At 59.5% G+C, this 13,908-nt stretch carries 13 protein-coding genes; 7 read left to right on the top strand and 6 right to left on the bottom strand.

Going from position 1 to position 13,908, the window contains the following annotated elements; all coding sequences use genetic code 11:
• The first annotated feature begins 16 nt into the window (after positions 1-16).
• The 3 genes from cysM (at position 17) to KHA73_RS17435 (ending at position 3,130) form a co-directional block, all read left to right on the top strand.
• A complete protein-coding gene (cysM, locus tag KHA73_RS17445; protein ID WP_234585653.1) occupies positions 17-898 on the top strand; it encodes a cysteine synthase CysM in 882 nt (293 codons plus the stop codon).
• A 223-nt stretch (positions 899-1,121) separates the two neighbouring features.
• Positions 1,122-1,802 (top strand): response regulator transcription factor, encoded by a 681-nt coding sequence (locus tag KHA73_RS17440; protein ID WP_234585652.1) that lies wholly within the window; start codon positions 1,122-1,124, stop codon positions 1,800-1,802.
• A 5-nt stretch (positions 1,803-1,807) separates the two neighbouring features.
• Positions 1,808-3,130, top strand: coding sequence for an ATP-binding protein (locus KHA73_RS17435; protein ID WP_234585651.1), 1,323 nt, complete (start codon positions 1,808-1,810; stop codon positions 3,128-3,130).
• A 298-nt stretch (positions 3,131-3,428) separates the two neighbouring features.
• Here KHA73_RS17435 and crr read toward each other — a convergent pair whose 3' ends face one another.
• The 5 genes from crr to cysZ form a co-directional block, all read right to left on the bottom strand.
• Positions 3,429-3,938, bottom strand: a complete 510-nt coding sequence (crr, locus tag KHA73_RS17430) for a PTS glucose transporter subunit IIA (RefSeq protein WP_004936467.1) — start codon at positions 3,936-3,938, stop codon at positions 3,429-3,431.
• A gap of 49 nt (positions 3,939-3,987) precedes the next feature.
• Entirely contained in the window at positions 3,988-5,715 is a 1,728-nt protein-coding gene (ptsI, locus tag KHA73_RS17425) for a phosphoenolpyruvate-protein phosphotransferase PtsI (RefSeq protein WP_234585650.1), read from the bottom strand.
• A 48-nt stretch (positions 5,716-5,763) separates the two neighbouring features.
• The gene (gene ptsH / locus KHA73_RS17420) at positions 5,764-6,021 is read right to left on the bottom strand and encodes a phosphocarrier protein Hpr (protein ID WP_004936458.1); all 258 of its coding nucleotides are present in this window, start codon (positions 6,019-6,021) and stop codon (positions 5,764-5,766) included.
• A 400-nt stretch (positions 6,022-6,421) separates the two neighbouring features.
• Positions 6,422-7,390 carry a cysteine synthase A gene (gene cysK, locus KHA73_RS17415; protein WP_234585649.1) on the bottom strand — a complete coding sequence of 323 codons (969 nt, stop codon included), beginning with the start codon at positions 7,388-7,390 and terminating at the stop codon, positions 6,422-6,424.
• A gap of 183 nt (positions 7,391-7,573) precedes the next feature.
• Positions 7,574-8,335, bottom strand: a complete 762-nt coding sequence (gene cysZ, locus KHA73_RS17410; protein WP_234585648.1) for a sulfate transporter CysZ — start codon at positions 8,333-8,335, stop codon at positions 7,574-7,576.
• A 221-nt stretch (positions 8,336-8,556) separates the two neighbouring features.
• On the opposite strand from cysZ, the gene zipA reads away from it, so the two are divergent.
• The 3 genes from zipA (at position 8,557) to KHA73_RS17395 (ending at position 11,871) form a co-directional block, all read left to right on the top strand.
• On the top strand, positions 8,557-9,558 hold the full coding sequence (zipA, locus tag KHA73_RS17405) for a cell division protein ZipA (RefSeq protein ID WP_234585647.1): 1,002 nt from the start codon (positions 8,557-8,559) through the stop codon (positions 9,556-9,558).
• A 76-nt stretch (positions 9,559-9,634) separates the two neighbouring features.
• Entirely contained in the window at positions 9,635-11,656 is a 2,022-nt protein-coding gene (gene ligA / locus KHA73_RS17400; RefSeq protein WP_234585646.1) for an NAD-dependent DNA ligase LigA, read from the top strand.
• Positions 11,656-11,871, top strand: a complete 216-nt coding sequence (locus tag KHA73_RS17395) for a DUF3820 family protein (RefSeq protein ID WP_020827985.1) — start codon at positions 11,656-11,658, stop codon at positions 11,869-11,871. Before ligA ends, KHA73_RS17395 begins: the two co-directional genes overlap by 1 nt.
• A gap of 25 nt (positions 11,872-11,896) precedes the next feature.
• Here KHA73_RS17395 and KHA73_RS17390 read toward each other — a convergent pair whose 3' ends face one another.
• Positions 11,897-12,889, bottom strand: coding sequence for a bile acid:sodium symporter family protein (locus KHA73_RS17390; protein WP_234585645.1), 993 nt, complete (start codon positions 12,887-12,889; stop codon positions 11,897-11,899).
• A 97-nt stretch (positions 12,890-12,986) separates the two neighbouring features.
• On the opposite strand from KHA73_RS17390, the gene KHA73_RS17385 reads away from it, so the two are divergent.
• Positions 12,987-13,907 carry a LysR family transcriptional regulator gene (locus KHA73_RS17385; RefSeq protein WP_234585644.1) on the top strand — a complete coding sequence of 307 codons (921 nt, stop codon included), beginning with the start codon at positions 12,987-12,989 and terminating at the stop codon, positions 13,905-13,907.
• The last annotated feature ends 1 nt before the right edge of the window (position 13,908 follow it).

Raw genomic sequence — 13,908 nt, 5'->3', positions numbered from 1 at the left:
CACACAGGCAAAGATCGTGACAACGCTGGAACAATGCATCGGGAATACCCCGTTGGTAAAACTGCAACGACTGGCCGCCGCAGCGGGCAGCGAGGTTTGGGTCAAGCTGGAAGGCAATAATCCGGCGGGCTCGGTGAAGGATCGCGCCGCGCTGGCAATGATCCAGCAGGCGGAGCTGCGCGGCGAGATAGCACCCGGCGACGTGCTGATCGAGGCCACCAGCGGCAACACCGGCATTGCGCTGGCGATGATCGCCGCGCTGAAAGGTTACCCGCTAAAGCTGTTGATGCCCGAAAATATGAGCATGGAGCGCCAGGCGGCGATGCGCGCCTATGGCGCCGAGCTGATCCTGGTCAGCCGGGAGCAGGGTATGGAAGGCGCGCGCGATCTGGCGCTGGAGATGCAACGCCAGGGGCAGGGCAAGGTGTTGGATCAGTTCAACAATCTGGACAACCCCTACGCGCATTTTACCACCACGGGCCCGGAAATCTGGCGCCAGACCGAAGGGCGCATTACCCATTTCGTTTCCAGCATGGGCACGACCGGCACCATAACCGGCGTGGGCGGCTACCTGAAAAGCCAGAACCCGCAGGTGCAGATTATCGGCCTGCAGCCGGCGGAAGGCAGCAGCATTCCCGGCATTCGTCGCTGGGCGCCGGCCTACCTGCCGGGCATCTTCCGCCCGGACTTGGTGGACCAGGTGTTGGACATTGAGCAGGGCGACGCCGAGCAAACCATGCGCCGGCTGGCGCAGCGCGAAGGTATCTTCTGCGGCGTCAGCTCCGGCGGCGCGGTGGCCGGTGCCTTGCGCATCGCCGCGGCCAACCCTGGCAGCCTGATCGTGGCGGTGATCTGCGATCGCGGCGATCGCTACCTCTCAACCGGGGTGTTCGACTAAGGCTATTCCCGCCCCTCCCGGCGGCGCGTTTCGCCGGGAAAAACCACAGCTTACGCCGCCGCTCCGGCAATCAGACCTGCCCCTGAAGTAGAGAAATAGCCCGATAGCGGCCACAATAACAGTGGCGGTTGGTCGCCTGCCGCATGTGTAAGGATTGAGTAAAACCGGCTGCGCATTGAACGAATTGGCGGGAAAATGATGAAAATCAGCGAAGGAGCAAGGCATGAAAATTTTATTGGTCGATGATGACCTGGAGCTTGGCACCATGCTGAGCGAATACCTGACCGCCGAAGGTTTTGACGCCACGCTGGTGCTGACAGGCAAAGCGGGCGTGGAAGGTGCGCTGTCGGGCGACTATACCGCGATGATCCTCGATATTATGCTGCCGGACATGAGCGGCATTGACGTGCTGCGCGACGTGCGCAAGAAAAGCCGCATGCCTATCATCATGCTGACGGCCAAAGGCGACAACATTGATCGGGTGATTGGCCTGGAAATGGGCGCCGACGACTACATGCCCAAGCCGTGCTATCCGCGCGAGCTGGTGGCGCGCCTGCGTGCGGTGCTGCGGCGTTTTGATGAGCGGCCGGACGAGGTGGACGACGAGATAGCCATCAGCTTCGGTGAACTGACGCTCAACCCCTCAACCCGCAGCAGCGAGTGGCGCGGCAAGGCGTTTGATCTTACCGCCTCGGAGTTCAACCTGTTGGAGTTGCTGCTGCGCGCGCCGGAGCGGGTGGTTTCCAAGGACGAACTGTCCGAGAAAGGGCTGGGGCGACCGCGCGAAGCCTACGACCGCAGCGTGGACGTGCATATCAGCAACATTCGCCAGAAGCTGGGGGCGCTGACCGACAACGCCCTGAGCATTGAGACGGTGCGCAGCATCGGCTACCGCATTCGGTAATGGCCATGCGCGGAAGACTATTCTGGAAAATCCTGCTCGGCTTCTGGCTGACCTTTCTCATCATGACTCAGGCGCTGTGGGTGGCCTTTTCCCTGTATGGCGACCGTTATGTGCCGCCGGAAAACGCCATGGCGCGGCGAGCGATCGCTTTGCAGCTGACCTCGGCGGCCACCCAGCTGCGCAGCGGCGGCATGCCGGCGCTGGAGGCGATGATCGCGGGTTGGTCGGAAGACGATCGCCGGCTATTGTCGATCACTCCGATGACGCAACCCCCTGCGCCAGCGGAGGATGAGACGGTATTCGAAGGCCGCCGCATGCCGAAAACCATCGACGCCTGGGTGCAGGATAAGGACGGCAAGGGCTACCTGCTGAGCTATAACGTGCGCGGCCTGCGGGAGGAGTATCGCCAGAACAAGCGTTCGCACGTCTTCAATATTCCGGCGCCGATGCTGTGGGTCGGCGGGCTTGGCGGCCTGTTGTTCAGCGCGGTGCTGGCCTGGAACCTGACCCGGCCGATGCGCCAGCTGCGCGGTGGCCTGGATCGCGTGGCGCAGGGCGATTTGTCGGTGCGTTTGTTCCCGACCATGCGGCGAAGACACGACGAACTCTCCGAGGTGGCGCGCGATTTCGACACCATGGCCGAACGGCTGGAGCTGTTGGTCAGCGCTCGCGAACAGCTGTTGCACGACGTTTCGCATGAGCTGCGCTCACCGCTGGCCCGTTTGCAGTTAGCCATCGGCCTGGCGCGGCAGAATGCCGGCAACGTGGAGAATTCGCTGCAACGCATCGAGCATGAGTCAGGCCGGCTGGACAAAATGATTGGCGAGCTGTTGGCGCTGTCGCGCACCGAACACAGCCGGCTGCCGGACGAAGAGTATTTCGATCTGTACGGATTGGTGGATGCGGTGGTGAGCGATGCACGCTACGAGGCGCAGGTGCCGGGCGTGAATATCGCCCTGCAGGCCAACTCCGATGTGGAATACACCGTTAAGGGCAACGCCGAGCTGATGCGGCGCGCGATGGATAACGTGGTGCGCAACGCGCTGCGTTTCTCCACCCAGGGCCAGCAGGTGACGGTGGCGCTGTCGCGTATCGATCAGCTGTTTCAGATTGAGGTCAGCGATCAGGGGCCTGGCGTGGAAGAGTCGAAGCTGTCGAGCATCTTCGATCCCTTTGTGCGCGTGAAATCGGCGCTGTCGGGCAAGGGCTACGGCCTGGGGCTGGCGATCACCCGCAAGGTGGTGCTGGCGCACGGCGGGCAGGTTGAGGCGCGCAACGGCGAAAAAGAGGGGTTGGTTATTACTCTGCGCATCCCGCGTTGGCAATAATAGACTATCTTACTTGCCATTTTGAACTAGGGCAGTGCTCGCCCTCGTCACGTACTGCGTGTACGCTCCGAGGGCTGTGCGCTGTCCATGTTCAAACTGCCTGCGCCGATAACGTCTATTATCCGCGATATACCCAAAGGATTTCGAATTGCAGCTAGGCGGCAAGCGGGGGAATCCCCGGGAGCTTACTCCGGTAAGTGACTGGGGTGAGCACGTGCGGCCAACAACGCTGCGGTTCGAAAGACGAAGGGGATAAAAAAAAACGGCGCCAGGGGCGCCGTTCTTATCTCATTCGCAATTACTTCTTGATGCGGATGATCGGGGTCTCGCCTACGGTGACGCTGCCGGACAGTTTGATCAGCTCTTTGATCTCGTCCATGTTGGAGATAACCACCGGAGTCAGGGTCGACTTGGCTTTTTCTTCCAGCAGTGGCAGGTTGAACTCGATAACGACGTCACCTTTCTTGACGCGCTGGCCTTCTTCGGCGATGCGCTTGAAGCCTTCGCCTTTCAGCTCAACGGTATCGATGCCGAAGTGGACAAACAGCTCGATGCCGCTGTCGGATTCGATAGAGAAAGCATGGTTGGTTTCGAAAATTTTGCCGATGGTGCCGTCAACCGGGGCCACCATTTTGTTGCCGGCTGGCTTGATGGCGATACCGTCGCCAACGATTTTTTCAGCGAACACTACGTCCGGCACATCTTCGATATTGACGATTTCGCCAGAAAGGGGAGCGACGATCTCGATAGTGCCCGTGTCTTTCTTGTCATCAGAAACCAGAGATTTCAGTTTATCGAACAAACCCATGATCTTCTCCTAAGCATTAAATTGGGCGGCGTTCCAGTGTCGTGGAAGTTTAGCAGAGCGTTTTTTCTTCGATGAATTTATTAACGCAATTCATCAGGTCTTGTGCCGTTGGCTGTGCCAAGGCCTGCGCTGCCAACGCCTTCACATCTTCGAAATTCGTGTTACGAATAATTTTCTTGATGCGTGGGATTGAAATCGCACTCATGCTGAACTCATCCAGCCCCATGCCCAATAACAACAGTGTAGCACGCTCATCGCCAGCCAGTTCACCGCACATACCGGTCCACTTGCCTTCCGCATGAGATGCATCAATAACCTGTTTGATCAGGCCAAGCACTGATGGGGACATCGGGTTATAGAGATGAGAAATCAGCTCATTGCCGCGATCTACCGCCAGAGTATACTGGGTTAGATCGTTTGTCCCAATACTAAAGAAGTCGACTTCTTTCGCCAGGTGGTGAGCGATGACCGCCGCAGCCGGCGTTTCCACCATCACGCCCACTTCAATGGTCTCGTCAAACGCCTTGCCTTCTTCGCGCAGCTGCGCCTTCAGCGTTTCGATTTCGCCTTTCAGATCGCGCACTTCTTCCACGGAAATAATCATCGGGAACATGATGCGCAGTTTGCCGAACGCCGAGGCGCGCAGGATGGCGCGCAGCTGAGCGTGCAGAATTTCACGGCGATCCATCGCGATGCGGATGGCGCGCCAGCCCAGGAACGGGTTCTCTTCCTTCGGCAGGTTCATGTACGGCAGGTCTTTGTCGCCGCCGATGTCCATGGTGCGGACGATCACGGCCTGCGAGCCCATGGCTTCCGCAACGGCTTTGTAGGCCTGGAACTGCTCGTCTTCGGTCGGCAGCGAGTCGCGGTCCATGAACAGGAATTCGGTACGATACAGGCCGACGCCTTCCGCGCCGTTGCGCTCTGCACCCGCGACGTCGCGCACGGTGCCGATGTTGGCGCAGACTTCAACCTGATGGCCGTCCAGCGTAATCGCCGGCAGATCCTTCAGCTTGGCCAGATCGTTTTTCTCGGTGATGTATTGATTCTGGGCGGCTTTCAGCTGGTCGATAACGTCAGCGGTAGGGTTAACGTAAATCTTGTTGTTAACCGCGTCCAGGATCAGGTAATCGTCGTTTTTCACCTGCTTGGTGACGTCGCTGGTGCCTACGATAGCCGGCAATTCCAGAGAGCGCGCCATGATGGAGGTGTGCGAGGTGCGGCCGCCGAGATCGGTGATGAAGCCCAGCACTTTGTCCAGGTTCAGCTGTGCGGTCTCGGACGGGGTCAGATCGGTGGCCACCAGGATCACTTCGTCCCGGATGGAACCCAGATCGACGATTGGCATGCCCAGAATGTTCTGCAGCAGGCGTTTACCGATGTCGCGCACGTCGGCCGCGCGCTCTTTCAGGTATTCGTCGTCCAGTTCTTCCAGCGCTTTCGCCTGGCCTTCGATCACGGTGTAGGCCGCTGCGTCAGCAGAAGCCAGGTCGTCTTTGATGAGGGCTATGATTTCCTGCTCAAGCTCTTCGTCTTCCAGCAACATAATGTGGCCTTCGAAGATAGCTTCCTTCTCTTCGCCGAAGGTTTCGCCAGCTTTGGTCTTGATCGCTTCCAGCTGCTCGGACGCCTTGGCGCGGCCTGCCAGAAAACGCGAGACTTCCTGCTCTACTTGATCAGCAGAGATTTTCTTCCGGTTGATGACAATTTCATCTTCTTTCAGTAGGAGAGCCTTACCAAAAGCGATACCCGGTGATACTAAAATGCCTGAAATCATAACCCTACCTTACTCTTGACTGGTGTTAACTAAAAAGACGGGCCGATTTTACTCAAGCTCTGCCATCAGTTTTACCAAGTGCTCAACGGCTTTCTGCTCGTCTTCACCTTCAGCTGAGATGGTCACTACGGTCCCTTGAGTCAGCCCCAGAGTTTGCAGTTTGAACAGGCTTTTGGCGCTGGCGCTTTTGCCGTTGGAGGTCACGGTGATGTCAGACGTGAAGCCTTTGGCTTCTTTTACGAACTGAGCGGCAGGGCGAGTGTGCAGACCATTCGGAGCGGTAATAGTAACTTCTTGCTGGAACATTGATGTTTCCCCAACTTATTGGATTAATGTTGTGGAGCTAAAGTTTAGCCCACGAGCATGACTTTAGCTTATCTGGTTAGCGCCTGACTATGGTACAGGGGCGAGCGTTGATGCAACAGAAAACGACGCATTAGGCACTTCAGATCAAAAAAATCCCGGCTTCTGACGTCGTTTCAATCAGCTCCCCATTATGCCCGCTTTAACGCCTGTGCGACAAACGAGTAAATCGATTCAGCCTAAACAAGGCACCGAGGGTGATTAATTTTGCGCATCGAAATAATGCACCGTTAAATACTAAAGCCAGCGGGCAAAATCAATCTTCTACTGCTATAAACTTTGATCCAGTCCACAAAAAAGCACCCGTTAGGGTGCTTTTTTAGCGTTTTGTGCACCTTTGGCATTACTGCTGCAGTTCTTGCTCGGTGAACAGATCGGCGAACAGGGCGGTGCTCAGGTAGCGCTCGCCGGAAGAGGGCAGGATCACCACGATGGTCTTGTCGGCAAAGTCGGCCTCTTCGGCCAGTTTCACCGCCGCCGCCACCGCTGCGCCGGAGGAGATGCCGGCCAGAATGCCTTCTTCGTCCATCAGGCGGCGCGCCATGCTGATGGCTTCGTCGTTGGTGATCTGCTCGACGCGATCCACCAGATCCAGATCCAGGTTGCCCGGGATAAAGCCGGCGCCGATGCCCTGGATCTTGTGCGGGCCGGGCTTCAGTTCCTCACCGGCCAGCGCCTGGCTGATCACCGGAGAATCGGTCGGTTCTACCGCCACGGTAGTGATGGCCTTGCCTTTGGTGTTCTTGATGTAGCGGCTGACGCCGGTCAGGGTGCCGCCGGTGCCTACGCCGGAGATAAATACGTCAACCGCGCCGTCGGTGTCTTCCCAGATTTCCGGGCCGGTGGTTTTTTCATGGATCGCCGGGTTAGCCGGGTTGCTGAACTGCTGCAGGATGATGTAGCGGTTCGGATCGGTGGCGACAATCTCTTCCGCCTTGGCGATGGCGCCTTTCATGCCTTTCGCGCCTTCGGTCAGCACCAGGTTGGCGCCCAGCGCCTTGAGCAGCTTGCGGCGCTCGATGCTCATGGTTTCCGGCATGGTCAGCGTCAGCTTGTAGCCGCGCGCCGCGGCCACGAAGGCCAGCGCGATGCCGGTGTTGCCGCTGGTCGGCTCCACCAGCTCTTTGCCGGCGGTCAGGATGCCGCGTTGTTCCGCGTCCCAGATCATATTGGCACCGATGCGGCATTTGACGCTGAAGCTCGGGTTGCGTGATTCAACCTTGGCCAGAATGCGTCCGTTGCCGATACGGTTCAGACGAACCAGCGGCGTATGGCCGATTGTTAATGAGTTGTCTTCATATATCTTGCTCATAGCCCGTCCTTTAACTCTATGAAAATGTGGGGAACATCGAAAGCATACGCTAACAGTACCGGCAGGGAAGTAAAGAATTGGTATATCTATATGTTATTAGGAAATAAGTTTTAAGCACAATGATAAGGGCGCAAAATGCGCGCCCTGTTGAAAAATTAATCATTATTTGCCGAATAAAACGGCTCAGGAACGGACGAATTGCGGGCGATAACGGTCCACCCACATCGCGGTGGCGCCGCACACCGCCACCGGCAGGATCACCAGGTTGAGGATCGGGATCATGGTGAACAGGCTGACCAGGGCGCCGAACTGCAGGTTGTCGGTTTTGTGCTGGCGCAGCGCGCGGCGCATGTCGGCAAAGCTGACTTTATGGTTGTCGAAGGGGTAGTCGCAGTATTGGATCGCCAGCATCCAGGCGCTGAACAGGAACCACAGCACCGGCGCCACCGTTTGGCCGATGCCGGGAATAAAGTACAGAATCAGCAACAGCAGGGCGCGCGGCAGATAATAGGCCAGCTTGCGCCACTCGCGCGCCATGATGCGCGGCAGGTCCTTCAGGATGCCGAAAATGCCGGTATCCGGCAGCGGTTTGCCGGTGAGGCTGCCTTCCAGCTGCTCCGCCAGCAGGCCGCAGAACGGTGCGGCGATCAGGTTGGTGATGGTGCTGAACAGATAGCTGAAGACCAGCAGCACGGAGATGACCGCCACTGGCCACAGCAGATAACTCAGCCACTGCAGCCAATTGGGCACGTGGCTCATCATCGTCGGGATCCAGTCGCCGAGTTGGCTGAACAGCCACCAGAAGGCGGAGCCCATCAGCAGCACGTTGACCAGCAACGGCAGAACCACATAGCGTTTTATTCCCGGGCGCGAAATCAGGCGCCAGCCTTCGGCAAAATAGTGAAAGCCGCTGGTGGATTTTAAAGGGGGCTGCGTATAGGACATATCTTAAGTTATCTCGTTGTCTGAACAGGCATCATTATCATATCGGGATGATTTTCTGCTGGCTAGGGTTGCGTTGGCTGAAAAAGCAGCAAAAAAAGGCAGTATAATCATCTTTATTGGCATAAAGTTCAGCACGGACTTGCACTTGTGTGCTCGGGCAAATAGAGTTAAAGAGTGAATGTTTGCCGCGGTGGCAATGTATTGGAACAACAGAGATAGCAATGATGCAGGATTTGCGTCTGATATTAATCGTTGTTGGCGCGATCGCCATAATAGCGTTGTTATTACACGGTCTTTGGACCAGTCGTAAAGAACGCTCGTCGCTTTTTCGCGATCGCCCAGCCAAGCGTTCCAAAAAGGAACGTGAACAAACCCCGATCGACGACCTCGATGAAGGCGTGGGGGAGGTGCGTGTACGCGCCGCTCACCCGCAGGATGAGCCGTCGTTTGGTCATTTTGATGCCGCACGCGAAGAACCCGTGGCAGCGCCCAAACCCGCTCCGGCGGCTGAGCCTGCGCCACGTGCCGTTCAACCGGCTGCTCATCAGACGCCGCCGCCGCTGTCGCAGCGGCCGGATTATGACGACATCCTGCTGAACAACTACGCGCAGGACAAAGACGACGAGCCGCAGCAACAGCCTGCGCCGCGCCGCGAGCCGCGCGTTGACGATCTGCCGCCTCAGGCGCAGCCAGCAGCGGAGCCGGCGTTGCGCGCCGAGCCTGCGCTGCAGCCGCAGCCGGAAGCGAAACCGGCGCCGGCAGAGCCTAAGCCTGCTCCGGCCGCGCCAGTTCAGGCGAAGCTGAAAGAAACCGTGCTGGTGCTGCACGTATCGGCCCATCAGGGCGGCGTGATCGGCGGCGAAGTATTGCTGCAGAGCGTGCTGCAGGCGGGCTTCCAGTTTGGCGAAATGGGCATTTTCCATCGCCATATCAGCCCGGCCGGCAGCGGCCCGGTGCTGTTCAGCCTGGCGAATATGGTCAAGCCGGGGTCTTTCGATCCTGACCTGATGTCCGATTTCTCCACGCCTGGCGTGTCGATGTTCATGATGGTGCCGTCTTACGGCGACGCCAACCAGAACTTCAAGCTGATGCTGCAGTCTGCACAGCGCATCGCCGACGACGTGGGCGGCGTGGTGCTCGACGACGAGCGCCGCATGATGACGCCGCAGAAGCTGGAAACCTACAAAGCGCGCATCCGTGAAGTGTTGGAAAACAACGCCTGATCGGCTGCCGCGCACTGAACATCCGTAACAACAAAGCCCCCGCTAGCCGGGGGTTTTTTATCTTTGGTGGTGAGCCATGGAATCGATAATCCAAAAAATCAATCAACTACGAGCCTCATTGCGCCATCACGAATACCAGTATCACGTGCTTGACGCGCCGGAGGTGCCGGATGCGGAATACGATCGCCTGATGCGTGAGTTGCGCGAGCTGGAAAGCGCCCATCCGGAACTGATCGCCGCCGATTCGCCGACCCAACGCGTGGGCGCGGCGCCGCTGGCGGCCTTCGATCAGGTGCGCCACGAAGTGCCGATGCTGTCGCTGGACAACGTGTTCGATGAAGAAAGCTTCCTGGCGTTTTACAAGCGCGTGCAGGATCGGTTGAAAAACGAAGAGCCGCTGACCTTCTGCTGCGAGCTCAAGCTGGACGGCCTGGCGGTCAGCCTGCTGTACGAAGACGGCGAGCTGGTGCGCGCGGCTACGCGCGGCGACGGCACCACCGGGGAAAACATCACGTCCAACGTGCGCACCATCCGCGCTATCCCGCTGCGCCTGACCGGCGCCAACATCCCGCGCCGGCTGGAAGTGCGCGGTGAAGTCTTTATGCCGCAGGCCGGTTTTGAACAAATGAACGAAGAGGCGCGGCGCAAGGACGGCAAGATTTTCGCCAACCCGCGCAACGCCGCCGCCGGTTCGCTGCGCCAGCTCGATCCGCGCATCACCGCCAAGCGGCCGCTAACCTTCTTCTGCTACGGCGTCGGCCTGCTGGAGGGCGGCGAGCTGCCGCGCAGCCACTTCGCGCGGCTGATGCAGTTCAGAGAATGGGGCCTGCCGGTCAGCGATCGCGCCCGTTGCTGCACCGGCAGCGACGAGGTGCTGGCGTTCTACCGCCAGGTGGAACAGGACCGCGCGCAGCTCGGCTTTGATATCGACGGCGTGGTGGTGAAAATCGACGACATCGATCTGCAAGAAACCCTGGGCTTCGTAGCGCGCGCGCCGCGTTGGGCGACGGCCTTCAAATTCCCGGCGCAGGAACAGATTACCGTGGTGCGCGAGGTTGAATTCCAGGTGGGGCGCACCGGCGCCATCACTCCGGTGGCGCGGCTGGAGCCGGTGCTGGTGGCGGGGGTTACCGTCAGCAACGCCACGCTGCACAACGCCGACGAGATTGAACGCCTGGGCCTGCGCATTGGCGACACGGTGATCGTGCGCCGCGCCGGCGACGTGATCCCGCAGGTGGTGGGGGTGCTGGAAGACCGCCGCCCGCAGGACGCGCGCGAAGTGGCGTTTCCGCGGCACTGCCCGGTGTGCGGTTCCGACGTTGAGCGGGTGGAAGGCGAAGCGGTGGCGCGCTGCACCGGCGGGTTGATCTGCGCCGCGCAGCGCAAAGAGGCGCTGAAGCATTTCGTCTCCCGCCGGGCGCTGGACGTCGAAGGCATGGGCGACAAGATCATCGAACAATTGGTGGAAAAAGAGTACGTCAAAAATCCGGCCGATCTGTTCCGCCTGTCCGCCGGCATTCTGACCGGGCTGGATCGCATGGGGCCGAAATCGGCGCAGAATCTGGTCAACGCGCTGGAAAAATCCAAGCAGACCACCTTCGCGCGTTTCCTGTATGCGTTGGGTATCCGCGAGGTCGGTGAGTCGACCGCCGCCAACCTGGCATCGCACTTCGGCTCGCTGGAGAAGCTGTTCGCCGCCGATATCGAGGCGCTGAAAGAGGTGCCGGACGTCGGCGAAGTGGTGGCGAAGCACACGCGCCATTTCCTCGACGAAACCTTGAATCAAAAGGTCATCAATGAGCTGGTTGGCGCCGAAATCGGCATCAGCTGGCCGGCGCCGGTGGTAGTGGTGGCGGAAGAAATCGACAGCCCGTTCGCCGGCAAAACCGTAGTGCTGACCGGTTCGCTTAGCCAGCTCTCGCGCGACGAAGCCAAGGATCGCCTGACGGCGCTGGGTGCCAAGGTCAGCGGCAGCGTATCGAAGAAAACCGATCTGGTGATCGCGGGTGAAGCGGCCGGCTCCAAGCTGGCGAAGGCGCAGGAGCTGGGTATCGCGGTGATCGACGAAGCGGAAATGATCCGCCTGTTGGGTGCCTGATGGAAAAGGAAAACCTGCTGGAAATCGCCAACACCGTGATGCCGTTCGGCAAGTATCAGGGGAGGGTGCTGATCGATCTGCCGGAAGAGTATCTGCTGTGGTTCGCCCGCAAGGGCGAATTCCCCAACGGCAAACTCGGCATGCTGATGGAAATGACGCTGGCGATTAAAATCGAAGGGCTCGACCACCTGGTCAAGCCGTTGAAAAAGAGCTGAATAGACGGGCGCCAGCCCGTCTTTTTTACCCGCGTGAAGCCTGCGCGTTCAACATCGCCTGTTTATCCTGCTGTTTGCGCTGATATCTTTTGGCCAATACCGCACAGGTCATCAGCTGTACCTGATGGAACACCATCAGCGGCAGCACCATAATGCCCACCGTAGCCGCCGGGAACAGGATATTGGCCATCGGGATGCCGTTGGCCAGGCTTTTCTTCGAGCCGCAGAACACGATGGTGATTTCATCCGCCTTGCTGAAGCCCAGCCAACGCGCCATGTAAGTGTTCACCACCAGCACGATCGCCAGCAACACTATGCTGCCGCCGACGATAAACGCCAACGAGCCGATGCCCACCTGGTGCCAGATGCCGTGCGTCACCGCTTCGCTAAAGGCTGAGTACACCACCAGCAGAATCGAGGTCTGATCGGTTTTGCCGATAAGCTTTCGGTTGCGCTCGATCCATTTGCCGATCAGCGGCCGCGACAGGTGGCCGGCAACGAACGGCACCAGCAGCTGCAGCACGATGGAACCCACCTGTTGCAGGCTACCGGTTTCGCCGTGCACGTTCATCAGCAGGCCGACCAGCAGCGGCGAGACGAAGATCCCCAGCAGGCTGGAAGCGGAAGCGCTGCAGACCGCCGCCGCTACGTTGCCGCCCGCCAGCGAGGTGAAGGCGATGGCGGATTGCACGGTGGCGGGCAGGATGCACAGGTAGATAAAGCCGGAATACAGCTCGGGGCTGACGTCGATCGGCGACCACCATTTAAACAGCACCCCGAGCGCAGGGAAGATGATAAAGGTGCTGAACATCACCCACAGATGCAGCCGCCAATTGTTGCTGCCGGCCAGAATGGCTTCGCGCGACAGTTTGGCGCCGTGCATGAAGAACAGCAGGGCGATGGCGGCGATGGTCAGGTTGTTGAGCCAGCCGACGAACTCGCCGCGCGCCGGCAGAAACGAGGCCAGCAGCACGGTGGCGATCAGCGTCAGGGTAAAGCGATCGGGCAGGAATCTCATGGCGGTGTACTCGTGGCGGAAAATCGATAGGCCTATTCTCCCGCGCAGGGATATAATAATTAAATTGATTTATTTAATTTATTTATGAAAAACACGCATGAATTATTCACTCAAGCAGCTAAAGGTCTTCGTCGCTATCGCCCGGCACGGCAGCTTTAGCCGCGCCGGCGAAGCTATCGGCCTGACTCAATCGGCGGTCAGCCACAGCGTGAAGGAACTGGAAACGGAGATCGGCGTGCGGCTGCTGGACCGCACTACCCGCGAAGTGGTGTTGACCGACGCCGGCCAACGGCTGGCCAACCGGGTTGAACGGTTGCTGGATGAGCTGCAGGCGTCATTGCTGGACGCGCGCAGCTTCGGCGTGCTGCGCAGCGGCACGGTGCGGGTGGCGTCGAGCCAGACCATCTCGGCGCACCTGATGCCGCAGTGCATCGCGGCAGGCGAGCGGCAGTACCCGGAGATCCGCATCATGCTGCGCGATCAGGCGCAGCAGCAGGTGCTGCAAAGCATCCGCAACGCCGAGGTGGATTTCGGCATCGTGGTCGATCCGGTGCAGGCGGTGGATCTGGACTGTGAGCCGGTGCTGCACGAACCGTTTTTGCTGCTGTGCCGCAACGATCATCCGTTCGCCGCGCAGCCTGAGGTGCATTGGTCGGCGTTGAGCGGCTGCCGCCTGGTACTGCAGGATTACGCCTCAGGCAGCCGGCCATTGATCGACAGCGCGCTGCGCCAGCAGGGGGTGGAAGCGCAGGTGGTGCAGGAAATCGGCCACCCGGCGACGCTGTTCCCGATGGTGGCGGCGGGCATCGGCATCAGCATTTTCCCGGCGCTGGCGCTGCCGCTGCCGGAAGGCGGGCAGCTGAAGGTGCGGCGGCTGGTGCCGGAAATCAACCGCGCGCTGATGCTGGTGCGGCGTAAAAACCGCTCGCTGACGCCGGCGGCGGAGGCCATTTGGCAGGTAGTGCGCCGGCAGGCGGCGCTGCTGGCGGATCGCCGGCGGCAAAGCGCGGAATACTGAA

It is taken from the genome of Serratia entomophila, assembly GCF_021462285.1.
GTDB lineage: Bacteria > Pseudomonadota > Gammaproteobacteria > Enterobacterales > Enterobacteriaceae > Serratia > Serratia entomophila.
This window is presented reverse-complemented; position numbering and strand designations above follow the sequence as displayed.